The 22,194-nt window shown below is 61.4% G+C and carries 22 protein-coding genes; 8 read left to right on the forward strand and 14 right to left on the reverse strand.

What is annotated here, in order from left to right; genetic code table 11:
• Positions 1 to 24: 24 nt before the first annotated feature.
• The 9 genes from MJP36_RS19005 to MJP36_RS19045 form a co-directional block, all read right to left on the reverse strand.
• Positions 25 to 633 (reverse strand): LysE family translocator, encoded by a 609-nt coding sequence (locus MJP36_RS19005; protein ID WP_244383747.1) that lies wholly within the window; start codon positions 631 to 633, stop codon positions 25 to 27.
• Between the two features lie 349 nt (positions 634 to 982).
• Positions 983 to 2,302: an OprD family porin gene (locus MJP36_RS19010; protein ID WP_161549455.1), complete on the reverse strand. Its 1,320-nt coding sequence runs from the start codon at positions 2,300 to 2,302 to the stop codon at positions 983 to 985.
• 137 nt (positions 2,303 to 2,439) lie between these two features.
• Positions 2,440 to 3,273 carry a phosphodiesterase gene (locus MJP36_RS19015; RefSeq protein ID WP_244385648.1) on the reverse strand — a complete coding sequence of 278 codons (834 nt, stop codon included), beginning with the start codon at positions 3,271 to 3,273 and terminating at the stop codon, positions 2,440 to 2,442.
• Positions 3,274 to 3,282: 9 nt separating this feature from the next.
• Positions 3,283 to 4,314 carry an ABC transporter ATP-binding protein gene (locus tag MJP36_RS19020; protein ID WP_244383748.1) on the reverse strand — a complete coding sequence of 344 codons (1,032 nt, stop codon included), beginning with the start codon at positions 4,312 to 4,314 and terminating at the stop codon, positions 3,283 to 3,285.
• A complete protein-coding gene (locus MJP36_RS19025) occupies positions 4,311 to 5,105 on the reverse strand; it encodes an ABC transporter permease (RefSeq protein WP_161549453.1) in 795 nt (264 codons plus the stop codon). Before MJP36_RS19025 ends, MJP36_RS19020 begins: the two co-directional genes overlap by 4 nt.
• The gene (locus tag MJP36_RS19030; protein ID WP_060757197.1) at positions 5,102 to 5,899 is read right to left on the reverse strand and encodes an ABC transporter permease; all 798 of its coding nucleotides are present in this window, start codon (positions 5,897 to 5,899) and stop codon (positions 5,102 to 5,104) included. Before MJP36_RS19030 ends, MJP36_RS19025 begins: the two co-directional genes overlap by 4 nt.
• 15 nt (positions 5,900 to 5,914) lie before the next feature.
• The gene (locus tag MJP36_RS19035) at positions 5,915 to 6,919 is read right to left on the reverse strand and encodes an ABC transporter substrate-binding protein (protein ID WP_244383749.1); all 1,005 of its coding nucleotides are present in this window, start codon (positions 6,917 to 6,919) and stop codon (positions 5,915 to 5,917) included.
• Positions 6,903 to 7,922 carry a LacI family DNA-binding transcriptional regulator gene (locus tag MJP36_RS19040; protein ID WP_104993419.1) on the reverse strand — a complete coding sequence of 340 codons (1,020 nt, stop codon included), beginning with the start codon at positions 7,920 to 7,922 and terminating at the stop codon, positions 6,903 to 6,905. The genes MJP36_RS19035 and MJP36_RS19040 overlap by 17 nt, the downstream gene beginning before the upstream one ends.
• A 157-nt stretch (positions 7,923 to 8,079) precedes the next feature.
• Complete coding sequence (locus MJP36_RS19045; RefSeq protein ID WP_244383750.1) at positions 8,080 to 8,748, reverse strand: DUF2268 domain-containing putative Zn-dependent protease; 669 nt, start codon at positions 8,746 to 8,748, stop codon at positions 8,080 to 8,082.
• 186 nt (positions 8,749 to 8,934) lie between these two features.
• Here MJP36_RS19045 and MJP36_RS19050 point away from each other — a divergent pair, with 186 nt between their 5' ends.
• From MJP36_RS19050 to MJP36_RS19060, 3 genes are all read left to right on the forward strand, one after another.
• On the forward strand, positions 8,935 to 10,032 hold the full coding sequence (locus MJP36_RS19050) for a carboxynorspermidine decarboxylase (RefSeq protein ID WP_090371620.1): 1,098 nt from the start codon (positions 8,935 to 8,937) through the stop codon (positions 10,030 to 10,032).
• Positions 10,033 to 10,060: 28 nt separating this feature from the next.
• Positions 10,061 to 11,305 (forward strand): saccharopine dehydrogenase family protein, encoded by a 1,245-nt coding sequence (locus MJP36_RS19055; RefSeq protein ID WP_244383751.1) that lies wholly within the window; start codon positions 10,061 to 10,063, stop codon positions 11,303 to 11,305.
• Positions 11,306 to 11,937: 632 nt separating this feature from the next.
• A complete protein-coding gene (locus MJP36_RS19060) occupies positions 11,938 to 12,438 on the forward strand; it encodes a signal peptidase II (RefSeq protein ID WP_244383752.1) in 501 nt (166 codons plus the stop codon).
• A gap of 46 nt (positions 12,439 to 12,484) precedes the next feature.
• Here MJP36_RS19060 and glsB read toward each other — a convergent pair whose 3' ends face one another.
• A complete protein-coding gene (gene glsB, locus MJP36_RS19065) occupies positions 12,485 to 13,393 on the reverse strand; it encodes a glutaminase B (protein WP_090371624.1) in 909 nt (302 codons plus the stop codon).
• 110 nt (positions 13,394 to 13,503) lie between these two features.
• Positions 13,504 to 13,914, reverse strand: a complete 411-nt coding sequence (locus tag MJP36_RS19070) for a hypothetical protein (protein ID WP_104993417.1) — start codon at positions 13,912 to 13,914, stop codon at positions 13,504 to 13,506.
• Between the two features lie 122 nt (positions 13,915 to 14,036).
• On the opposite strand from MJP36_RS19070, the gene MJP36_RS19075 reads away from it, so the two are divergent.
• Both MJP36_RS19075 and MJP36_RS19080 read left to right on the forward strand, forming a co-directional pair.
• Positions 14,037 to 14,891: an AraC family transcriptional regulator gene (locus tag MJP36_RS19075; protein WP_198761946.1), complete on the forward strand. Its 855-nt coding sequence runs from the start codon at positions 14,037 to 14,039 to the stop codon at positions 14,889 to 14,891.
• A 174-nt stretch (positions 14,892 to 15,065) separates the two neighbouring features.
• The gene (locus tag MJP36_RS19080) at positions 15,066 to 16,142 is read left to right on the forward strand and encodes an LLM class flavin-dependent oxidoreductase (RefSeq protein ID WP_244383753.1); all 1,077 of its coding nucleotides are present in this window, start codon (positions 15,066 to 15,068) and stop codon (positions 16,140 to 16,142) included.
• 188 nt (positions 16,143 to 16,330) lie between these two features.
• Here MJP36_RS19080 and MJP36_RS19085 read toward each other — a convergent pair whose 3' ends face one another.
• Both MJP36_RS19085 and MJP36_RS19090 read right to left on the reverse strand, forming a co-directional pair.
• Positions 16,331 to 17,125 (reverse strand): class II aldolase/adducin family protein, encoded by a 795-nt coding sequence (locus tag MJP36_RS19085; RefSeq protein ID WP_104993415.1) that lies wholly within the window; start codon positions 17,123 to 17,125, stop codon positions 16,331 to 16,333.
• Positions 17,126 to 17,230: 105 nt separating this feature from the next.
• A complete protein-coding gene (locus MJP36_RS19090) occupies positions 17,231 to 18,136 on the reverse strand; it encodes a LysR family transcriptional regulator (protein ID WP_060755301.1) in 906 nt (301 codons plus the stop codon).
• A 217-nt stretch (positions 18,137 to 18,353) separates the two neighbouring features.
• On the opposite strand from MJP36_RS19090, the gene MJP36_RS19095 reads away from it, so the two are divergent.
• Together MJP36_RS19095 and MJP36_RS19100 are read left to right on the forward strand one after the other, a co-directional pair.
• Positions 18,354 to 18,965 carry a cysteine dioxygenase family protein gene (locus tag MJP36_RS19095; RefSeq protein WP_244383754.1) on the forward strand — a complete coding sequence of 204 codons (612 nt, stop codon included), beginning with the start codon at positions 18,354 to 18,356 and terminating at the stop codon, positions 18,963 to 18,965.
• Entirely contained in the window at positions 18,962 to 20,545 is a 1,584-nt protein-coding gene (locus MJP36_RS19100; protein ID WP_244383755.1) for a rhodanese-related sulfurtransferase, read from the forward strand. Before MJP36_RS19095 ends, MJP36_RS19100 begins: the two co-directional genes overlap by 4 nt.
• An 8-nt stretch (positions 20,546 to 20,553) precedes the next feature.
• Here the strand turns inward: MJP36_RS19100 and MJP36_RS19105 are convergent, their stop codons facing one another.
• Positions 20,554 to 20,937, reverse strand: a complete 384-nt coding sequence (locus tag MJP36_RS19105; RefSeq protein ID WP_060755304.1) for a c-type cytochrome — start codon at positions 20,935 to 20,937, stop codon at positions 20,554 to 20,556.
• A 282-nt stretch (positions 20,938 to 21,219) separates the two neighbouring features.
• Here MJP36_RS19105 and MJP36_RS19110 point away from each other — a divergent pair, with 282 nt between their 5' ends.
• The gene (locus MJP36_RS19110) at positions 21,220 to 22,194 is read left to right on the forward strand and encodes an ABC transporter substrate-binding protein (protein ID WP_104993412.1); all 975 of its coding nucleotides are present in this window, start codon (positions 21,220 to 21,222) and stop codon (positions 22,192 to 22,194) included.

The raw sequence follows: 22,194 nt of genomic DNA on the forward strand, positions 1-22,194 counted from the left end.
ATTTGAGACAAACACAAGTTTTCCTCATGTTGCACTCAGATGCCTGTAAAACGCGAGAAACATGAAATAGGCACAGACCGCCAGGGCCACACCCATGCAGCGATTGAACAACGTGAACGCCGACGCGCCATTGATCCGCCGCCCCAACAAAGCCCCGAGCAACGCATACATCCACGGCGCGCCGAACGCTGCGAAGGCCAACGCGGCAGAAACACTGGCAATGGCCAGCCCGGTGATATGCGCCGCCGGCAACATCACGCTGGTGATCGGCAACACCGCCATGATGCCCTTGGGGTTGAGCAGCTGGATCACCAGGCCATTCCAGAACTTGAGGGTTTTGGCCGGTGCCGTTGAAGTGTCTTCATCCACTACCGTACGGGCGGTGAACACCTGATAGGCGAGGTACAAGGCGTACACCCCGCCCACCAGGGAAATGTACGGCAATGCCGCGTGGGAAATGATCGCTTCGCCGGTATAGCCAAACAGCACGAACAACACCAACATCGCGCACCCCACGCCGGCGAAGAACCCGGTAGAGCGACGAAACTGACCGGTGAGCCCGGCGTTGAGGCCCATGAAATTCACCGGGCCAGGGCTGTACATGACGCTGAAGGCGTAGAGGAAGATATCCATGGGGAACCTGCAGTAAAAAGAATGCCTTGAGTCTACTGAGGGCGATTGGCAACACTCTTGTACGTTTGTGGTCGTTGTAGTGAGCGGGCTTGCCCGCGCTGGGCGGCGCAGCCGCCCCAACCCCAGGCACCTGGGTCTTCCTGAAACACTGCGGCGATAGGGTTTAGGGCGGCTGCGCCGCCCAGCGCGGGGCAAGCCCGCTCACTACAGTCCTGTTTCAGGGGCAGGTGCTATCGCGTGATGAAGCAGCTCCAAATCCAGGCACCTCGGTCGTCCCGAAACACCGTGGCGTCCTTGTTGGGGCGGCTGCGCCACCCAGCGCGGGGCAAGCCCGCTCACTACAATGGGTTTACAGCAGGGGAATCGAATAGCTCACGAACAAGCGATTCTGATCCTGGTCCCTGGCCACTTCACTGCGTGACATACCGTTACGCCAGCCGAACCCGACGTTCTTGAAGGTGCCGCTCTGCACCACATAATCCAGGGAAATATCACGTTCCCATTCGCTGGCATCCTGGCCGCTGGCGGTCTGGATATGGTCACCCTTCAAGTACATCACCGAAGCCTTCAAGCCGGGTACACCCAAGGCAGCAAAGTCATAGGCGTATTGCGCAAACGCGGTGCGCTCGCCCGCCTGGATGAAGGTCTGCACGGTGCGGTCGGTGTAGAGGTACAGACTGGAACCACCCTCGCCTTTGTTCACCAGGCCACCCTGGTTGAGTTGGGCGAAGTTGCTGTCGTCTGACACCTGCTGGTAACCGGCAGTAATCGCGTGTGGGCCCAGAGAATAGATGAACGCCGCACTCCAGGTGTTGTTGTCGATTTCACCGCTGCCGTTTTTGGTATAGCCGCCGAACTTGTAGCCCTCGGCACGGCCGGCGGCGCTGCTGTTCTTGCCGTCGGACGTGGTCTTGAAGTAGCGCAGATCCGTCTTCAGCGAGCCGTAGTCACCCAGCGGCAACACATGGATCAAGCCGGCGAAGTGCTGTTGGTAATAGTCTTCGAGGTTGGCGTAGTAATACTGGACCATCAGGTCCTTGTTCACTTGGTAGTCGGCACCGGCGTAGTTGAATTTATTGCTTTCCCGGGTACCGCCCGCCGCCGCCAGGCCGCTGCTGTCGCTGGAGCCACGGCCGGTGGTGTGTTGCAGTTGGCCGCCGATGAGGGTCAGGTTGTCGATGTCCTTGCTGGTGATTTGCCCGCCCTCGAAGGACTGCGGCAACAGGCGACCATCGTTACTGACCAGGATCGGCAGGTTTGGGCGCAGGTAGCCGTAACGCGCTTCGGTCTTGGCAAAACGCGCCTTGGCCGTCGCACCGCCACGCGCCCAGTTGTCGGTGGCCTTGCCGTCATCGCTGGGGATCATCGAGCTGCCGACGTGGCGCCCGGCGCCACTGTCGAGGGTCACCCCGAGCATGCCGACCGCATCCAGGCCGAAGCCGACGGTACCGTCGGTAAAGCCCGATTGATAGTTGAGGATAAACGCCTGGCCCCACTCTTCGGTCTTCGACGGTGCGGCGGCGCCGTCACGGTTGTCGTTGTTGAAGTAGAAGTTGCGCAGGCCCAGGTTGGCTTTGCTGTCCCCCAGGAAATCAGCCGAGGCCAAGGGGCTCAGGGCCAGACCGAGGCCGCCGGTCAATACGCTTAATACATTCAAAGTAGCTTTCATCAGGACGAACTCCGGCGCGGAATCCAGGTTCCGGGCGCAAAAAATAAGCAGCAGGATGCACGCGACCGCACTTGAGTGGGCCGGTGCGCTAACGAACGGTCAGAGACTTAGTTGAGCGAGTGAACCTCCGTAAGACCTCAGTCAATCAATCCATGGGCGTCATAAAACGGATACGGTCCCGGGTATTCCCCGAACACGCCGTTGTGGCTGATCAAGCCGTGTTGCGCATCCCAGCGATGCAACAGGTAACCCGCCGGCTCGAGGTTGAAATGCGCGGGCGCGGCGTCTTGCAAATCCAGCACGATCTGGTGGGACGTGCCGGGGCATACACAACTGAGGCTGCCACCGAAACGCCGCTGCATGGGACGGTGCAAATGCCCGCACAACAGGCGCTCGACTTGCGAATGGCGCGAGACGAGTTGTTCCAGGGCTGCGGCATTGATGAAGGGCTCACGGTCCATATGGCCAATACCGCTGATAAACGGCGGGTGGTGCAGGATCAGCAAAGTCGGCGCGTGCGGGCGTAACGACAATTGCTCGTCGAGCCATTGCAACTGGCTGTCCAGCAACTGGCCGCCATGGCCGCCGGGAATCGTGGAGTCAAGCCCGATCAAACGCAGCGGATATTCATCCACCACCCAATCCAATGGGCCATCCGCCGACACCGGCAGGTAGGCATGCTCGGGGAATGCATCCAACAGCGCCCCGCGGTTGTCATGATTGCCGGGCACCAGGTAGCACGGCATAAGCAGGCGCGCGAGTTCGGGGCGCAGCACGGCGTACTCATCGGCGCGGCCGAAGTCCACCAGGTCGCCGCTGATCACTACGATGTCGGGCCGGGGGTGGCTGGCGTTCAAATGGTCGACGGCACGGCGCAGCGCGCCCAGGGTATCGACTACGCCATAGGTGAGGCGCTGGCCGGCTTTGAGGTGCAGGTCACTGATCTGCGCGACTAGAAACGGACGATTCAACATAAATTCTCAAGCATTCAGGGTGAACAACATGTGCGGCGCGATCGCCAGGGCAATCGGCGCGCCAACGGCATGCAACTGGTTATCCTGGCTGTCGACCAGCAGCGGTTGCGGGCCGCCCACTTCGACGATCAGGCGGCTTTGCGCGCCCTGGAAAAACTGCGCCACCACGTGGCCGTACAAGTGCCCTTCGCCTTCCATCACCCGCAGGTGTTCGGGGCGGCAATACACCGTGCCGGGCTGGTCGGGCGCCTGCCACGGCAGTTCACCGCCACACACTTTCAGGCCGTGCGGCGTTTGCCCGAGCACCGAGAAGGCATTGAGGTTGCCGACAAACCCGGCGACGAAGGCGTTGGCCGGCTTCTGGTAGATGTCGCGGGGGCTGGCCAGCTGGGCGACACGGCCGTGTTCCATCACCAGGATGCGATCGCCCAGGGCCATGGCTTCGCCCTGGTCGTGGGTGACAAACACGCTGGTGATACCGAGGCCACGCAGCAGTTCATTCAGCTCACTGCGCAGGCGTTCACGCAGTTGCGCGTCGAGGGCTGCCAACGGCTCATCCAGCAGCAACACCTTCGGGCGTGGCGCCAAGGCACGGGCCAGTGCCACCCGCTGACGCTGGCCGCCGGAGAGTTCGTGGATGCTGCGTTTGCCGTGGTGCTGCAAGCCCACCAGTTCCAGCAACTCTTCACAGCGCTTATTGCGCTCGGGCGCCGACAGGCCGCGAATCTTCAGGCCATAGACAATGTTCCCGGCCACATCCAGGTTGGGAAACAGCGCATAGTTCTGGAACACCATGCCCACGTCGCGACGCTCGATGGGCAGGCGGGTGACATCCTGATCGCCGAAAAACACCTGGCCCACATCCGGACGCTCAAGCCCCGCGATCAGGCGCAGCGTGGTGGTTTTGCCGCATCCGGAAGGCCCGAGAATCGCCAGGGTTTCACCGCCCTCGACGGTCAGGTTCAAGTCATGCACGGCCACGGTGCCGTCGGCGAACGCCTTGCGACAGCCTTTCAGATCAAGGGTGATAGCGGTCATCGACGCTCTCCACGGGACAAACGAGCACTGATGGCCTGCAACGCAATCAACAGCGGCACGATCATCAGCAAAAAGATAAGGGTGTAGGCACTGGCTATTTCCAGACGCGCCGAGGCGTAGCTGTCGGCCAGGCCAACGGGCAAGGTCTTGGTCATCGGTGTGTGGAGCATCCAGGTCAGGTTGAACTCACCCAGGGACAGGGTGACCACCATCAGCACACCCGCGAGGATCCCTGCCCGGCAATTGGGCACCACCACGCTGAAGAAACGTTTGAGCGGCCCCGCGCCAAGGCTTGCGGCGGCCTCCTCCAGCACCGGAAGTTGCTGGCGCTGCATCACCGCCATCACCGGGCGGACCAGGAACGGCAAGGTGAACAGCACGTGGCCGACCAGGATGAACAACCAACTGCTGCGAAAGCTGCCGAACTGGCCGTAGGTCAACAGCAATGCCAACGCACTGGCCAACCCCGGCATCGCCACCGGCAGCACCATCAATTCTTCGAAGGCGCGGCTGAAGCGGTTGTTCATGCGCACCAGGGCATAGGCCGCAGGTACGCCAATCACGCAGACAACGACCGCGCAGGCCAGGGCCAGTTGCAGCGACAACCACACCGTGGGCGAATAGGCCTGCCACACCTGGAGCAACCAATCGAAGGTCAAGCCGCTGGACAAGCCCACGAAGAAGTTGCGCGTCAGCCCGGCCAGCAACGACATCAGCACCGGCACCAACATGAAGGCGCATACCAGCAGGGTGAACAGCAATTGAATGACAAACAAAGATGAACGCTTCACAGCACAGTCCCCGAGTTCTTCACCAGGCGTCGCGTGAGCAACAACACCGCCCAGGTCACCGCGCCGAGCACCACCGACAGCGCAGCGGCGACGGCAAAGTTGGCGTAGTTGGTGAATACGTTGTAGATCGCCACCGGGGTGACATTCAGTCGTGTGCCCAAGGTAAAGGCCGTACCGAAGGCCCCCATGGACGTGGCAAAACAGATCGCCCCGCAGGACGCCAACGCGGGCGCCAGGCCCGGCACGATCACATCGCACACCACGCGCCAGTGCCCGGCGCCCAGCGAGTGGGCCGCTTCTTCCAGGCTGCGGTCGAGGCTCTCGCACGCCGCCATCACCGTGAGGATCACCCGTGGGATCGAGAAGTACAGGTAACCCACGAACAGCCCCGCCAGCGAGTAGGCAAAGATCCAACGCTCACCGGCCAGTTGCAGGCCCAGTGCGGCGAACAGTCCTTGGCGCCCGGCCAACAGGATCACCAGGAACCCCACGACCACACCGGGAAACGCCAACGGAAAGGTGAGCAACGCGACCAGCGCCGAACGCCCGAAGAATTGCTGGCGAGCGAGGAATACGCCGCTGATGCCACCGATCACCAGCGCGACCGCTGTCACCACTACGGCCAGGACCAGGGTTTGCCCGAGGCTGCCCAGATACTGCGCGCTGCTGAGCACCTGCCAGTAACCACTGCCCTGGCCGTCACGGCTCTCGGCGCCGAGCAGCATCAGATGCGCCAGCGGTAATAGCCAGAACGCGAGCAGTAGCGCGAGGGCCGGCGCGAGCGGCCAGGTCATGCGTTTTGCTGCCACTTACTTGACCTCGTTCAAATAACGGGCGGCGAAAGCTTCCTGCACGGCGGCCATTTTTGCGTAGTCCACCACCCCGGCGCGGGCGTAGTCGCTGTCGGGCAGGAACTGCGCGGCAACATCGGCGGGCATTTTCATCGCCCGTACCGGGCGCAGGTAAGCCTTGGCCCAGAGTGCCTGGCCTTGGTCCGACAGCACGAAATCGAGGACCTTCTCGGCATTGGCACGGTGCGGCGCGTTGGCGACCAGGCTCATGACATACGGCACGCTGATGCTGCCTTCCTGGGGGATCACGAAGGCGACATTGGCCTTGTCCTTGTAGCGGGCGCGGTAGGCGTTGAAGTCGTAGTCCACCAGGATCGGTAGCTCGCCGGACAGCACCCGTGCGTACGCAGTTTGCTTGGGCACGATGGGGGCGTTTTTCGCCAGTTTCTGGAAGTAGTCGATGGCCGGGGCGAAGTTGTCCAGGTCGCCGCCCATGGCGCGGTTGATCGCGACCGCCGACACGTAGCCGACGAAAGCGCTGGACGGGTCAAGGTAACCGACCATGCCTTTGTATTGCGGCTTGAGCAGGTCGGCCCAGCTTTGCGGCACCGGCAGGCCACCGAGCGCATCAACATTGACCATGATGCCCAAGGTGCCGGAGTGGATCGCGAACCAGTGACCGGCCGGGTCCTTCATGCCTGCCGGAATTTGCTCCCAAGCCCGGGGTTTGTAGGCGTCGACCACTGCGGCCTTTTGCGCCTGCAGGCCGAACGTCACGCCGTAGTAGACGACGTCCGCTACCGGTGCGGCTTTTTCGGCGACCAGTTGCGCCAGCGACTGCCCGGAATTCTTGTTGTCCAGCGGCACGTGCACACCCGTGCTGTCGGCGATGGCCTGCAACTGAGTGCCCCAATCGGCCCAGTCCGGCGGGCAGTTGTAGCAAATCGCGGTCTCGGCGGCCTGGGCCAGGCTGGCGGTGCCGAACAGCAGCACGGCGGCCAGGGTTTTACGCAGTGTGCGCATTAAGAGTCTCCTGATGGGGTTGAGTACTTTCGCCCGGCCGGATATGGCAAGGCAGGCAATGGGACGTCGGGGCAAGACCTGCGATCTGCGCCAACAATTGGTCAATCACGGTGCTGGCCAGCAGCGCGATGGGCTGCACCACGCTGCACAGGGTCGGGTGCATCTGGGTACCGAGGGCAATCCCGTCAAAGCCCATCACCGACAACTGTTCGGGCACGTTCCAGGCGTTGCGGCGCAGCTCGGCGATCAGGCTGATGGCCAGGAAGTCGTTGGAACACACCAGTGCGCTGGGCGCCTGCGCGCCTTGCAGAAACGGCGCGATGACCGCGTATTCGGCCTGGGTGTGGGCGGGCATTTCGATGACCGGACGGATGCGCAGGCCGTATTCCTGCATCGCGTCGCAATAACCGGCGTAACGCAAGCGCGCACGGTCCGACTGCAACGCGGGACCGGCGACCATGCTGATGCGTCGGTGGCCCGCCTCGAGCAAATAGCGGGTGGCCAGCGCCATGCCCGCGCGGTTGTCCACCGACACAGCGCTGTAATCGGGATTGCCCGGTTGGTGATACGCCAGCACAAACGGGGTTTTCTCGGTATTCAGGCTACTGAGCACCGCATTGCTTTCGGCATCGGTGACGGTCAGCACCAAGCCGTCGACCCGTTGGCGCAGCAGCTCTTCCACCACACTGCTTTCGCGCTCGCTGCTGTAGTCGGTGGTCGCCAACAGCAGGCTGTAACCGCGCAGCCGTGCCGCACGCTCCATGGCCTGGAACTGTTCGGCGAACACCGGGTTGAGCAAGTTGGGCACCACCACGCCGATCAACCGGGTGGTTTGCAGGCGCAGTTGGCGGCCCAGCAGATTGGGACGGAACCCCAGCTCACGGGCCGCGGCGAACACCTGTTCACGGGTGGCCGGTCGCACCTGGTCGGGGGAAGCAAAAGTGCGCGCGGCGGTGGCGCGTGATACGCCAGCCAGCCTTGCTACGTCTTTCAGGTCAGTCATTGTCGCTCGCTTGAGATCGATCTCATTGGCGAGGACAGTACAGGCGCAATATGGCAGGACGGTGGTGGGGAGATGACGGTTTGATGTCAACTCAGGGGGGGGGCCCCTACCCTCTCGATTGAAAAAGGAGGCCCGCTGACTGCAACAGGTTTGGCATTCAGCCTCGAATCAGCATGCCCTCTTCAAACGCCACGGCAAGTATGTCCAGGGCGGAAACGTTGACCCAAGCCTCGGTGTTCGGCTGCCCAACCGTCGCCAACCATCGCCCGACCATCTGATGACCCAACGCGTACCCCAGCCATCTGGGCTTGTCTCCCGTGCCGAAAAACCACGCGTTGTGATCATAGTAAGTCGCTTCAAGCTCACTCAGGCTCACCGGCGCAGCTTGCAGTGCTTCGAGGCCATGCGCGCACTCCCAAGGCTCCGGCTCGCTACCCAGTACATGCTGCACAAACTGCCCGGCCAGCCCTTCGCTGACCAGTGCTTCACCCAGCGTCCAGCCGTAACCCGGCCCCGCCATGCGCAGGCAATGATGCACCTCGTGAACGATATGCCGACGCACGGCCCCGCCTTTGAGGCTGGCGGCAAAATTCGGATTGTCGGGATCCAGGGTCATGGAGAACATCGTGCTACGGTAGGCTCGCCCGACCAGGCCGAGTTCAGCGATGGTTTCGCCGGGCAATCGCTGGACCAGCACATCCAGTCGCGGCGGCGGCATACGGCGGGCAATCGCACGGTAGGCCAGCTCGAACTCCTCCTTCAACACCTGATGAAACTCTGCCAGGGAGCCAGACGCCTCCAGCCAGTGCAACGTCCATGCATCCATCATGACCTCCCGTCGACAACTCCAGGACCACGTGCCCAGGCGGACCATCATAGCGATAGAAAGTCACACAAGCTGCGTAACTTGCAAACGCGCGCGGTGAATTCCGCTCGCTAACCTTTCGATCTGATCCAAGTGCGGGCACAATGCGTGTCCTTTTTTGGCAGGCACCGCCGCAGGCTCTCAAAAATGATCAAAACGCCGTACTACCTCATCGATAAACAGAAACTTCTGGTCAACATGCAGAAGATTGCTTACGTGCGCGAGCAGTCCGGCGCCAAGGCGTTGCTGGCCCTCAAGTGCTTCGCCACCTGGTCGGTGTTCGACCTGATGCAGCAATACATGGACGGCACCACCTCGTCGTCGCTGTATGAGTTGAAGCTCGGTCGCCAGAAGTTCGAAGGCGAGGCGCACGCCTACAGCGTGGCCTGGGCCGACGATGAAATCGAAGAGATGCTGGATAACTGCGACAAGATCATCTTCAACTCCATCAGCCAACTGCAGCGTTTTGCCGAGCGCAGCGAAGGCAAGACCCGCGGCCTGCGCGTCAACCCGCAAGTGAGCAGCTCCGACTACCTGCTGGCCGACCCGGCGCGTCCGTTCAGCCGCCTCGGCGAGTGGGACCCGGTGAAGATCGAAGGCGTGATCGAGCAGATCAGCGGCTTCATGTTCCACAACAACTGCGAGAACGGCGACTTCAGCCTGTTCGACAAGATGCTGGGCACCATCGAAGAACGCTTCGGTGAGCTGCTGCACAAGGTCCAGTGGGTCAGCCTCGGCGGCGGCATCCACTTTACCGGTGAAGGCTATGCGCTGGACGCATTCTGCGCGCGCTTGAAAGCCTTCTCCGAAAAATACGGCGTGCAGGTGTACCTGGAACCCGGCGAAGCGGCGATCACCAACAGCGCCTCCCTGGAAGTGACCGTGCTCGACACCCTCTACAACGGCAAGCACCTCGCCGTGGTAGACAGCTCCATCGAAGCCCACCTGCTGGACCTGCTGATCTACCGCCTCAACGCCAAGCTGGCGCCGAGCGAGGGTGACCACACCTACATGGTGTGCGGCAAATCCTGCCTGGCCGGTGACATCTTCGGCGAGTATCAATTTGATCGTCCGCTGGCCATCGGCGATCGGCTGTCGTTCATCGACACCGCAGGCTACACCATGGTCAAGAAAAACTGGTTCAACGGCCTGAAAATGCCGTCCATCGTAGTGAAACAACTCGACGGTACCGTCGAAGTGGTTCGTGAATTTGGTTACGACGACTACCTGTCCAGCCTTTCGTAAGCTGGCGGATAAAGGAGAGATAAAGCAATTGAAAAAGAACGTTCTTATCATTGGTGCAGGAGGTGTCGCCAAGGTGGTGGCCCACAAGTGCGCGCAGCACAACGACGAACTCGGTCGTATTGCTATCGCGTCGCGCAACATCTCCAAATGCCAGGCCATCATCGACAGCGTCAAGGCCAAGGGTAGCCTCAAGGTTCCCGCCGACATCCAAGCCTTCGCGCTGAACGCCCTGGACGTGGAAGCGACCAAGGCCCTGATCCGCGAGACCCAATCGCAGATCGTCATCAACGTAGGTTCCGCGTTCCTCAACATGTCGGTGCTGCGCGCTTGCATCGATACGGGCGTTGCCTACCTCGACACCGCCATCCACGAAGAGCCGGGCAAGGTCTGCGAGACCCCGCCGTGGTACGGCAACTACGAATGGAACCACCTGGAAGAGTGCAAACAGAAGAACATCACGGCCATCCTTGGCGTGGGCTTCGACCCGGGTGTCGTCAACGCGTATGCCGCGCTGGCGCAGCAACAGCATTTTGACCGCATTGATTCGATCGACATTCTCGACGTCAATGCCGGCTCCCATGGCAAATACTTCGCCACCAATTTCGACCCGGAAATCAACTTCCGTGAGTTCACCGGACAGGTGTGGAGCTGGCAGAACAGCCAGTGGACCAGCAACACCATGTTCGAAGTCAAGCGCACTGACGACCTGCCCGTCGTCGGCTCGCAGAACCTGTACCTGACCGGCCACGATGAAGTGCACTCGCTGTCGAAAAACCTCGACGTGCCCAATGTGCGTTTCTGGATGAGCTTCGGCGAGCACTACATCAACGTGTTCACCGTACTGAAAAACCTCGGCCTGCTTTCGGAAAAGCCGGTCACCACCGCCGAAGGCGTGGAAGTGGTGCCATTGAAAGTGGTCAAGGCCGTGCTGCCCGACCCGTCGTCGCTCGCTCCGGGCTACACCGGCAAGACCTGCATCGGTGACCTGGTCAAAGGCACCAAGGATGGCCAGCCCCACGAGATGTTCATCTACAACGTGGCGTGCCATGAAGAAGCCTATGCCGAGACGGACAGCCAGGGCATCTCCTACACCGCAGGCGTGCCACCGGTAGCCGCCGCGCTGCTGGTTGCCCGTGGCGAGTGGGATGTGAAACACATGGTCAACGTCGAGGAACTGCCGGCTGAGCCGTTCTTGAAGGCGCTGGACGTGATGGGGTTGCCGACCCGAATCAAGGATGAGCACGGTGATCGTGCGTGGGATGCGATTGCTTGATAGCGATTGCTGACTGAACAAAAAATGCGCCCTCAGGGGCGCATTTTTTTTGGGTGGAGCCCCCATCACGCTGAGATGATCGTTCCCACGCTCTGCGTGGGAATGCCGCCTGGGACGCTCCGCGTCCCATCAGTTAGTGCGAGGTTGAATCACGCGCAGTGGTGACGCGGAGCGTCACGGGATGCATTCCCACGCGGAGCGTGGGGACGATCTTGGCCGACAGGCGCTTTACGCGGTCACGCCTGATCGTTTCCACGCTCTGCGTGGGAATGCCGCCTGGGACGCTCCGCGTCCCATCGGTTAGTACGAGGTTTAAATCACGCGCAATGGTGACGCAGAGCGTCACGGGATGCATTCCCACGCAGAGCGTGGGAACGAGCTCAACAACTCAAAACACCTACCATGATCGTTCCCACGCTCCGCGTGGGAATGCCGCCTGGGACGCTCCGCGTCCCGTCGCTTAGTACGAGGTTCGAATCACGCGCAGTGGTGACGCGGAGCGTCACGGGATGCGTTCCCACGCGGAGCGTGGGGACGATCTCACTCACCTAGCGGCGTGAGCGTGGACGGCACCAGGCGCCTGAGCTATCTTCAGGCGCCCTCCCGACAGACCCGGAACAGGAAGTTACCGCTTGAGCACATCGTCCCTGCTGCGAGGCCGCACCTTCGCCCTCCTCGCCGGCATCACCTTTATTGCCGTGGACCAGTTGGTGAAACTTCTGGCTTTGGTTTCACTACAAGCCAACAGTTTCAAAATCGGCTCCACCCCGTTCAACCTTGCGTTGGAGCTGAGCCTGAATCCCGGCGCATTCCTGAGCCTGGGCGCTGCCCTCCCCCCTCAGGTCAAACAACTGGTTTTTATCGTGGGGGTTGCCGTCGTGGTGGCCTGGGCGATGGGGTGGTCGCTGTCCAACTGGAATCAACCCCTGCGTAAAGTCTTGCCGCTTTATGCCATTGCCCTCGGTGGTATCGCCAACTTGATCGACCGTGTCTTTCGCGACGGTCATGTCGTTGACTACCTGGTGTTGAACGTGGGGCCGACGCATACCGGGGTGTTCAATATCGCAGATATTGCGATTACCGCCGGGGCGCTGTTCTTGATGGTGGATCTGTTTGTAAAACGTAAGGCCTGAGGTAACAGCTCGTTCCCACGCGGAGCGTGGGAACGCGCTCAACGACTCAAAACACCGACCACCCAATCCGCTCACTCAACAACTCCAGCGCCTTCATCCCCGCCAGCGAATTCCCCGCTGCATTCAACTCCGGCGACCATACGCACACCGTAAACTGCCCCGGCACGACGGCGACGATCCCGCCACCCACCCCGCTCTTGCCCGGCAAACCCACGCGATAAGCAAAGTTACCCGCCTCGTCATACAGCCCGCTGGTGGCCATGATCGAGTTGACCTGCTTGGTCTGGCGTGCGGTCAGGATCTGCTCGCCGCTGTGGGCACTGGTACCTTCGTTGGCCAGGAAGCTGAATGCCTTGGCCAAATCCAGGCAGCTCATCTGCAGCGCGCAATAGTTGAAGTAACTGTGCAGCACGGCGTCCACGTCGTTGTGGAAGTTGCCGAAGGATTTCATCAGGTAGGCCATGGCCGCGTTGCGCGCGCCGTGTTGGGCTTCGGAGTCGGCGACGATGCTGTTGACCAGGATCTGCGGGTTGCCCGACAGGCGTCGTACAAAGTCCCGCATCGACAGAATCGGCACGGCAAACCGCGATTGGTTGATGTCGCAAATCACCAGCGCACCCGCGTTGATGAAGGGGTTGCGTGGGCGGCCGCGTTCGAATTCCAGCTGTACCAGCGAGTTGAACGGTTGCCCGGAAGGCTCATGGCCCAGGCGTTCCCAGATGGTTTCACCGCCGTGATCGATGGCTTGGACCAGGCTGAAGACCTTGGAAATGCTCTGTACCGAGAACAGGGTGTGGGCATCACCGGCGCAGTAGGCCGAGCCGTCGTTGCCGTATACCGCAATGCCGAGTTGGTTGGCGGGCACGTCGGCCAACGCGGGAATGTAGTCGGCGACTTTGCCGAGGCCGATCAGGGGGCGTACTTCGTCGAGAATCGACTCCAGCAGCGCCTGCATGTCTTGTCCTGTCATCTTTCTTGGAATCGGTGATAAGCGGGGCGCGGAGAATACCTGAAATGCCTGTGGCAAGGGAGCTACCCCCACGCCACAGGCCAGCCGGCATGCCCTCAAAAATGCGCCACATCCGACACCTCTTCATCCAGCACATCCCGCGCCAGCGCCCAGGCCCGGTCCCTGGATTCCACCACCAGCAACGGGTAACCCCAGGCCTTGCCGAATGTCACGGTAAACGGCTTGAGCGCCAGGCGCTTGGCCGCGCTGGGTTCCACCTGGATCATGCCTCTGACGAACGCCTGCAGCGCCGGCTTGTTCTTCTTCATCCAGAGGGACGCAAGCTTGCGCTCTTCGTGGGAGTGCGCATAGTTGTTCTCGTCCACGGCTTTTTCGTGCAGCAGCAGGAACGGTTGCCGGCGGGCGAGCAGGCCTTCGAAAACCAGGAAGGCATCCTCCGGCCCGCCATCGTTGGGGGCATCGAAAACGATTTTGACGATGGGAAATGTTGAACTGTCGAGTCGCATGGCATTGCTCCTTAAAACTCACCTTAATGAGAGTGACTCTCATCATAGAGCGCCAGGCACTGGACGGCATTGCACAGAATAGCCAAACTATTTCGCAATTCAGCCAATGTGCCAAGCCCGCCATGAGACACCACCGCCTTGATATGCACGACCCTTCGATGTCCAGGGACGCCGACATTTTCCCTCGCGCCGTGGTGGGAGTGGGCGCCAGCAGCACCTCGGTCACCTGGGAACATCAGCAGCATGCCCACCGCAAAGGCCAGTTGATGTACACCTTGCGCGGGGTCATCCACTGCGAGATCGAAGCGGGTATCTGGATCGTGCCGCCGCAGTGCGCCCTGTGGATTCCCGGCGGCACCTTCCATGCGGCACGCGGGTCGGGTGAAGCGCAGATCTATTGCCTGTTGATCGACCCCGACGCCGCCCATGCCTTGCCTGAGCAGTGCTGCACCCTGGCGGTGTCGCGGCTGTTGCACGAGCTGATCAGCAAGGCGGTGAGTTTCCCGCCGCTGTACGACGTCGACGGTGCCCAGGGGCGCCTGATCAATACATTGCTCGACGAACTGGCCGAAGCGCCCATCGAAGACCTGCACCTGCCCATGCCCCAGGACGTGAGGCTGCGCCGCCTGGCCGACAGCCTGCTGGCTGATCCCGCCGACAAATCCAGCCTCGGCCAATGGGCCATCCGCATCGGCATGAGCGAGCGCAGCATGACGCGGTTGTTGCTGGAGGAACTGGGTTTGAGTTTTGGTCGCTGGCGCCGGCAGTTGCACGTGATTCTGTCCCTGCAACGCCTGGCCAAGGGCGACAGCGTGCAAACGGTGGCGCTGGACCTGGGTTATGAAAACGCCAGTGGCTTTATCACCATGTTCCGCAAGGCCGTGGGCCAACCGCCGGCGCGTTACCTGGCCGACCGCATGGGGGCCAGCGGCAATGCCGACCAGCCGAGCATTGCGCTGGCGGATGCGCCTGCCTGACACCGATAAAATGCAAATTACTGATAAATACAATAACGAGTAATTCTACTCTTTAATGATTAGGTTAGAACCAATCGGCATTTTACAAGGCGCGCTCCCCGCCCTACTTTTGACCCGGATAACCGACCCCTTGCCCGGTGGAGGTGTTGAACCCCAACCCAACAAGGAGTGACCATGAGCATCGAATTCATCGGCTATATCGGCGGCCATCACGCCTCAGAAATCCACCCGCGCAGCGGCCCGGTGCTGCAACCCGAGTATGTCGAAACCGTGGCCCGCGCCCACGAGGAGGCAGGTTTCGACCGCGCCCTGGTGGCCTTCCATTCCAACAGCCCGGACAGCACGCTGATTGCCTCCCATGCCGCCAGCGTCACTCGAAAGCTGCAGTTCCTCATCGCCCATCGCCCGGGCTTTGCCCAACCCACACTGGCCGCTCGCCAGTTCGCCACCCTGGATGTATTCAACGGCGGACGCACCGCCGTGCATATCATCACCGGCGGCGACGACCGCGAACTGCGTGCCGACGGCAGCCATATCGGCAAGGACGAGCGCTACGCGCGCACCGACGAATACCTGAGTGTGGTGCGCCAGGAATGGACGAGCGAAACACCCTTTGATTTCGCCGGCACCTACTATCAGGTCGAAGGCGCACACTCCTCGGTGAAATCGCCGCAGCAGCCGCATATTCCGCTGTACTTTGGCGGCTCCTCTGCGGCGGCGATCGCGGTGGCGGGCAAACATGCCGACGTGTATGCGCTCTGGGGTGAAACCTACGAGCAGGTGCGCGAAACCGTGGCCCTGGTGCGCGCGGAAGCGGCCAGGCACGGCCGCACGATTCGCTTCAGTCTGTCGCTGCGGCCGATCCTCGCCGAAACCGAAGAGGCCGCCTGGGCACGTGCCGAAAGCATCTTGCAGCAGGCCACGGCGTTGGCCGAGCAGACTGGCTTTGTGCGCCGCGCCCCCCCGAATGAAGGCTCCCGTCGGTTGCTGGCGGCGGCGGCACAAGGAGCACGGCTGGACAAGCGCTTGTGGACCGGGATCGCCGGCTTGCTCGGCGCGCAGGGGAACTCGACAGCGTTGGTGGGCACGCCTGAACAGGTCGCCGAAGCCTTGCTGGATTACTACGATCTGGGCATTACCACGTTCCTGATCCGTGGGTTTGATCCGCTCAATGACGCGATTGACTACGGCAAGCGCTTGATCCCCCTCACCCGTCAGTTGGTCGCGCAACGAACGCAGCAAGTCGCGTAAGACATAAAGCCCAGGAGGGGCAAGCCCTAATGCCTGTCAGTTAAGGCTTGCGCTGTCACCGTGGGAGGGGCGGTGCGACGATTCGACTTGCTCCCGATGGACTGCGTAGCAGGCCCATTTTTGAGGCCGCTGCGCGGCCTATCGGGAGCAAGCCCCCTCCCACATTTTGTTATCACTTAGCTTAAAGATTAGTTCTTGTAGTCGGTATCGCTGCGTTCCAGCTGCCGGATCAACGCGTTCCAATGCCGCGCCACGCCCGGGCCTTCACCGTTGCTGAACACCTTGGCCTGTTCCTCCACCTTGGCCACCACCTCTGCGGGCGGAAATATCAGTTCTTCATTCCCCGCCGCCTGCGCCGCGATCTGGATATTGCACGCACGCTCCAAGCTTTGCAGTTGCTGGAACGCATGCTCGACACTCACGCCAGCCGTCAGCAGCCCGTGATTACGCAAGATCATCACACTCTTGTCGCCCAGGTCCGCCACCAGCCGCTCGCGCTCGTCCAGGTCCAACGCCACGCCTTCATACCCGTGGTACGCCACGCGCCCGGAGAACGCGATGGAATGCTGGGAAATCGGCAGCAAGCCATTCTTTTGCGCCGACACCGCAATGCCGTCGCGGGTGTGAGTGTGCAACACCGCCTGCAAATCCGGCCGCGCGCCGTGGATCGCGCTATGGATCACGTAGCCGGCGTAGTTGATGCCCAGCCCCGTCGGGTCGTCGACAAGGGTGCCGTCGAGGTCGACCTTGACCAGGTTGGAAGCGCTGATTTCATCGAACAGCAAACCGAAGGCATTGATCAGGAAATGCTCATCCGGCCCCGGCACGCGGGCGGAGAAATGCGTGTAGATGTGGTCGGTCCACTTGTACAGCGCCGCCAGGCGATAGGCCGCGGCCAACTTGACGCGTACCTCCCACTCTTCTGGAGTCACGCGTTGACGAACCGTGTTGGACACGCTGGAGATAGAGGTGACGCTGCTCATGGCAAACTTCCTGGATGGCCTTAAGGACGTCCAGGCAGCCTAGGGGATGCCGAAAAATAATAAAAAGCACATTTTAATCTAAGCTAATTATTATTTTTTTTCATATCATGCCGCCGCTCGGATCTTCTGCAGCGAGGCCGCCACCCACTTGCCGAACGCATCCACCGGCCCCTGCAAGTTGCCCAGGAAGTGCGGATAGATCAGCCACAGATCCATCACCGGCTTGAAATCCTTGAGTGGCATCACCGCCAATTGCTCGCGGTGAGCGCTGCGCTCCAACAAAGGGCGCGGCACCAGGCCCAAGCCCAAGCCATCCGCCACCAGGCCCAGTTGCAGCTCGGTGCCGAAGGTTTCCAGGTTCACGCGCAACGCCAGGCCCTGGTCGGACAAGGTGCGCTGCAAACCGGCGCGAAAACCACAGCCATCAGGGTTGAGAATCCAGCCGCTCTGGTACACATCCGCCAACTTGCCCGGCTTTTTCGGCAGTTGGGCCTTGGCGCACACCACCACCAACTCCATCTTGCCGATGGACTCGCCGACGATGTTGTCAGGGAAGATCTTGCCCGCCGGAAACAACGCGGCCGCGGCATCCAGTTCGCCACGTTCGATCTTGCCGACCAACTGGCTACCCCAGCCGGTGGCGACCTGGGCCCGCAGGTCGGGGTAGTCGCTGCGCAACTGCTTGAGCGCGTCCAGCAACACCACGTCGCCGAGGGTCTGCGGCACGCCCAGGCGCAACACGCCGGTGGGCGGTGCGTCGGTGGCCACCAGTTCGCGCAGGGCATCCATCTCGCGCAAGATCAACCGGCATTGTTCATAAACCCGGGTGCCGATCAGCGTAGGCTTGAGTGGCTTGGTGTTGCGGTCGAACAGCTCCACGCCCAGCGCCTGCTCGAAGTTCTGCACGCGGCGGGTGATGGCCGGCTGGGTCAGTTGCAACGACTCGGCGGCGTGGCTGATGGACTGGCAACGAATCACTTCGACAAAGGCATCGATATCGTCAATTTTCATTTGGGCCGCACATAGAGAAGCGTCATTAAGATGTGTGGGAAGCATAGTTGCAGGCGCGTTGCCTGGATAGCCCAGGCTGTAATCAATAACGTCTAACGCTATTCGGACCAGTTCTAAATTACCTTCAGCTATAAGCTAATCATTAATAAATAGCATATTAAGCTCAGATATTATGCTTATATAAAACCATCACCAGCGACCACAGGATGGAGTTGTCATGACCCAGGCCAAGCACCCCGAGAGACTCAGAGCCTTCATAGGCGCCCTGGCGGAATTGATCGACGGCCACCCTCGCGAAGGCGACTTGCTGCACCGGGGTGGCAAGCTTCTGGCATCCCTGGTCAGCCATGATGACTGGCTCCCTGATGACTTCGCGCAACCCGACCCCGAGCGCTATCAGCAGTTTTTGCTGCATGCCGATTCGCGCCAGCGCTTCAGCATCGTCAGCTTTGTATGGGGGCCGGGGCAAAGTACACCGATTCATGACCATCGGGTGTGGGGGTTGATCGGTATGTTGCGCGGCGCTGAGTATTCCCAGGGGTTCGAACGCGCCGCCGATGGCAGCCTGAAGCCCGCAGGCAAGTCGATTCAATTGGTGCCAGGCCAGGTCGAGGCGGTGTCGCCCAAGGTCGGCGATATTCATCAGGTCAGCAACGCCTACCGTGACCAGGTGTCGATCAGCATTCACGTGTACGGCGCCAACATCGGTGCCGTGCGCCGCGCGGTGTACCAGCCCGACGGCAGCGAGAAGCTGTTTATCTCCGGTTACTCCAACGCCTTCCTCCCGAACATCTGGGATTTGTCCAAAGAAAAGAGCCCTGCCCTATGAGCACCGTATCGACTGCAAGCTTCGCCCGGATTCGCCAGGCGCTGTTGGACCGTGAAGAAGTCGCCCTGATCGACGTGCGTGAAGAAGCGCCGTTTGCCCAAGCCCACCCGTTGTTCGCCGCGAATATCCCATTGTCCAAACTGGAGCTGGAGGTGTATTCGCGTATTCCACGACGCGATACCCCGGTCACCGTCTACGACAATGGCGAAGGCCTGGCCGCCCGCGCCGCCGAGCGCCTGGTTGCGCTGGGCTACACCCAGGTCAGCCTGCTCGACGGTGGCCTCGACGGTTGGCGCCGGGCCGGTGGCGAGCTGTTTATCGACGTGAACGTGCCCAGCAAAGCCTTTGGCGAACTGGTGGAAAGCGAACGCCATACGCCGTCGCTGGCCGCCGAAGACGTGCAGGCCCTGCTCGATAGCCAGGCCGATGTGGTGGTGCTCGACGCACGCCGCTTCGATGAATACCAGACCATGAGCATCCCCACCGGTATCAGCGTACCCGGCGCCGAACTGGTACTGCGCGCCCGCGAGTTGGCCCCCGATCCCGCCACGCGCATCATCGTCAACTGTGCCGGGCGCACCCGCAGCATTATCGGCACCCAGTCGCTGATCAATGCCGGCGTGGCCAACCCGGTCTCGGCCTTGCGTAATGGCACCATCGGCTGGACCTTGGCCGGGCAGAAGCTTGCCCACGGCCAGTCGCGCCGCTTTGCGCCGACCAGCGAAGAGCATCGCCAGGCAGCCGCCCAGGCGGCACGCCGCGTCGCCGACAAGGCTCGCGTCGGCCGCGCCACCTTGGCAGACCTGCACCGCTGGCAGCAGCAACCCGCGCGCACCACTTACCTGTTCGATGTACGTACCCCGGAAGAATTCGAAGCCGGCCATCTACCGGGCGCACGCTCCACGCCGGGTGGCCAGTTGGTGCAGGAAACCGACCATGTCGCCAGCGTCCGCGGGGCGCGGTTGGTACTGGTGGATGACGATGGCGTGCGCGCCAATATGTCTGCATCCTGGCTCGCTCAAATGGGCTGGGAGGTGCATGTGCTGGATGATGTGCAAGCGTCCGATCTCAGCGAACAAGGTGCGTGGGTCGCCCCCGTACCTGCGCCGCCCCAGGCCGAATTGATCAGCCCTCACACCCTCGCCGACTGGTTGGACCAGGGCGATACCGTGGTACTGGATTTCACCGCCAGTGCCAACTACGTCAAACGCCATATTCCGGGGGCCTGGTGGGTGCTGCGCGCACAATTGCCCCAGGCCCTGGCCAAGGTGCCCAGTGCCCAACGCTACGTATTGACCTGTGGCAGCAGCCAATTGGCGCGCCTGGCAGTGGCTGAAGTCGAGGCCATCACCGGCAAGCAAGTGTTCCTGCTGCAAGACGGCACCGCTGGCTGGATCAATGCGCAACTGCCGCTGGAAGAAGGCGAAACCCACCTGGCCTCACCACGTATCGACCGCTATCGCCGACCGTATGAGGGCACCGACAACCCCAAGGAAGCCATGCAGGCGTACCTGGATTGGGAGTTCGGCCTGGTGGCGCAATTGGCGCGTGATGGCACCCATGGGTTCTATGTGATCTGAGCCCACCCTCACTGGGCTTTCGAAATCACATCCGTCATGTACTGATTCAAGTCGCGAAAGTCCTTAACGCCCCAAGCGAACGGCGCAATCTTGACGCCGTTCTCTCGCAAAGTCCTGGGAATCAGGTCGCCATTGGGGCGAAGGATGACCGACGCGACGATAACGCCCGGGTAATCACTGAGGCGCTTCTTGAAAGCGCGGGTGGTGAGATCGGGCGTGGGCGGCGTGCTTTTATTGGCCAGCGGCCCCGTTCCCTTGATATCGGCGCCATGGCACATGGCGCACCTCTGGAAATAGAGGTTCTTGCCATTGGCGTTCTCCGCGCAGGCGAGTGATGTTTGCGCCAGCGCTAAAAGCCCCAGCGAAGCGATGAATAGCGTGTTCAACGGCATGGATATCCTTGTTGTGCGAGTCCTTGGAAAGCTGCGGATTCTGCTTCGGGGCATCCTCGCATGCAAGGCTCACCTCCCTCCATCACACGCCAAGCGTGCCGACAATAAATGCACTTTAAGAATATTTACAAACTAAAATAATCACTTTTTTTAATAATTAACATATAACCAAAAAGAACTTCACAGCAGGTTTTTATGGGAATAACGTTAACTCCTCACCGACCCCTTCTCCAGGCGGAGGTAGCCGAACCCTTATTCTGATCTGCCTGGAGCCTGCATCCCATGGTCTTGACCCTCGTCTTCAAACGCCTGCTGCTGGGCACCGCCTTGACCCTGGGGCTGGCTGGCATAGTCGCCGCCGCCGACCTGCAACCCCTGCGTGTTGCCAACCAGAAATCCACGATCAAGGCGCTCCTGGAAGCCTCCGGCGAAACGCGCAATGTGCCCTACGCCATCCAATGGTCGGAGTTCCCCTCCGCCTCGCCTTTGGGTGAAGCGCTGAATGCCGGCGCCGTGGATGTCGGTGCGCTCGGCGATGCACCGTATGTGTTCGCCCTGGGGGCCGGTGCGTCGCTCAAGGTGGTCAGCATCATCCACGCCGAAGGGCGTAACACCACTGCCCTGCTGGTGCCCAAAGACTCGCCGATCAAGACGGTGGCCGACCTCAAGGGCAAGAAGATCGTCACCGGGCGTGGCTCCATCGGCCATTACCTGGCGATCAAGGCCCTGGCCGGTGCCGGCCTGACCACCCAGGATGTGCAGTTCATTTTCCTGCTGCCCAGTGAGTCCCGCCTGGTGCTGGATAACGGTACGGTCGACGCCTGGGCCACCTGGGATCCCTACACCACCGTGGTCACCTCGCAAAGCCAGGCCCGCGTGCTGGTCAGCGGCAATCGGTTGCTGAGCAATCACCTGTACTTCGCGGCGACCAGCCAGGCGATCGCCGACAAGCGTGTACAACTGGACGACTTTGTCGCTCGCGTCGACCGCGCCTATGCCTGGGCCAACGCGCACCCTGATGCATACGCCGCCGCCCAGGCCAAAATCACCGGCCTGCCGTTGGCCGTGCATGTGGAAGTGGCCAAAGACACGCACCTGAGCCCGGTCGCCATCGACGACTCGGTGATCAGTGGCCTGCAAGCCACGGCCGATACCTATCAGAAAGAGGGCCTGCTCCCCCGACGCATCGACGTCTCCCAGGGGTTCGACAGGAGCTTCAACGCCACCCGTTTCCCCACTTCCCAAGCCTCGCGCTGA

This window comes from Pseudomonas palleroniana (assembly GCF_022836895.1).
GTDB lineage: Bacteria > Pseudomonadota > Gammaproteobacteria > Pseudomonadales > Pseudomonadaceae > Aquipseudomonas > Aquipseudomonas palleroniana.

Bases quoted from the DNA above. Each gene is read 5' to 3' on its own strand.
- MJP36_RS19005 (WP_244383747.1), bottom strand. From the start codon at position 633: ATGGATATCTTCCTCTACGCCTTCAGCGTCATGTACAGCCCTGGCCCG.
- MJP36_RS19010 (WP_161549455.1), bottom strand. From the start codon at position 2,302: ATGAAAGCTACTTTGAATGTATTAAGCGTATTGACCGGCGGCCTCGGT.
- MJP36_RS19020 (WP_244383748.1), bottom strand. From the start codon at position 4,314: ATGACCGCTATCACCCTTGATCTGAAAGGCTGTCGCAAGGCGTTCGCC.
- MJP36_RS19030 (WP_060757197.1), bottom strand. From the start codon at position 5,899: ATGACCTGGCCGCTCGCGCCGGCCCTCGCGCTACTGCTCGCGTTCTGG.
- MJP36_RS19035 (WP_244383749.1), bottom strand. From the start codon at position 6,919: ATGCGCACACTGCGTAAAACCCTGGCCGCCGTGCTGCTGTTCGGCACC.
- MJP36_RS19040 (WP_104993419.1), bottom strand. From the start codon at position 7,922: ATGACTGACCTGAAAGACGTAGCAAGGCTGGCTGGCGTATCACGCGCC.
- MJP36_RS19045 (WP_244383750.1), bottom strand. From the start codon at position 8,748: ATGGATGCATGGACGTTGCACTGGCTGGAGGCGTCTGGCTCCCTGGCA.
- MJP36_RS19050 (WP_090371620.1), top strand. From the start codon at position 8,935: ATGATCAAAACGCCGTACTACCTCATCGATAAACAGAAACTTCTGGTC.
- glsB (WP_090371624.1), bottom strand. From the start codon at position 13,393: ATGCAGGCGCTGCTGGAGTCGATTCTCGACGAAGTACGCCCCCTGATC.
- MJP36_RS19070 (WP_104993417.1), bottom strand. From the start codon at position 13,914: ATGCGACTCGACAGTTCAACATTTCCCATCGTCAAAATCGTTTTCGAT.
- MJP36_RS19075 (WP_198761946.1), top strand. From the start codon at position 14,037: ATGAGACACCACCGCCTTGATATGCACGACCCTTCGATGTCCAGGGAC.
- MJP36_RS19080 (WP_244383753.1), top strand. From the start codon at position 15,066: ATGAGCATCGAATTCATCGGCTATATCGGCGGCCATCACGCCTCAGAA.
- MJP36_RS19085 (WP_104993415.1), bottom strand. From the start codon at position 17,125: ATGAGCAGCGTCACCTCTATCTCCAGCGTGTCCAACACGGTTCGTCAA.
- MJP36_RS19090 (WP_060755301.1), bottom strand. From the start codon at position 18,136: ATGAAAATTGACGATATCGATGCCTTTGTCGAAGTGATTCGTTGCCAG.
- MJP36_RS19095 (WP_244383754.1), top strand. From the start codon at position 18,354: ATGACCCAGGCCAAGCACCCCGAGAGACTCAGAGCCTTCATAGGCGCC.
- MJP36_RS19100 (WP_244383755.1), top strand. From the start codon at position 18,962: ATGAGCACCGTATCGACTGCAAGCTTCGCCCGGATTCGCCAGGCGCTG.
- MJP36_RS19105 (WP_060755304.1), bottom strand. From the start codon at position 20,937: ATGCCGTTGAACACGCTATTCATCGCTTCGCTGGGGCTTTTAGCGCTG.
- MJP36_RS19110 (WP_104993412.1), top strand. From the start codon at position 21,220: ATGGTCTTGACCCTCGTCTTCAAACGCCTGCTGCTGGGCACCGCCTTG.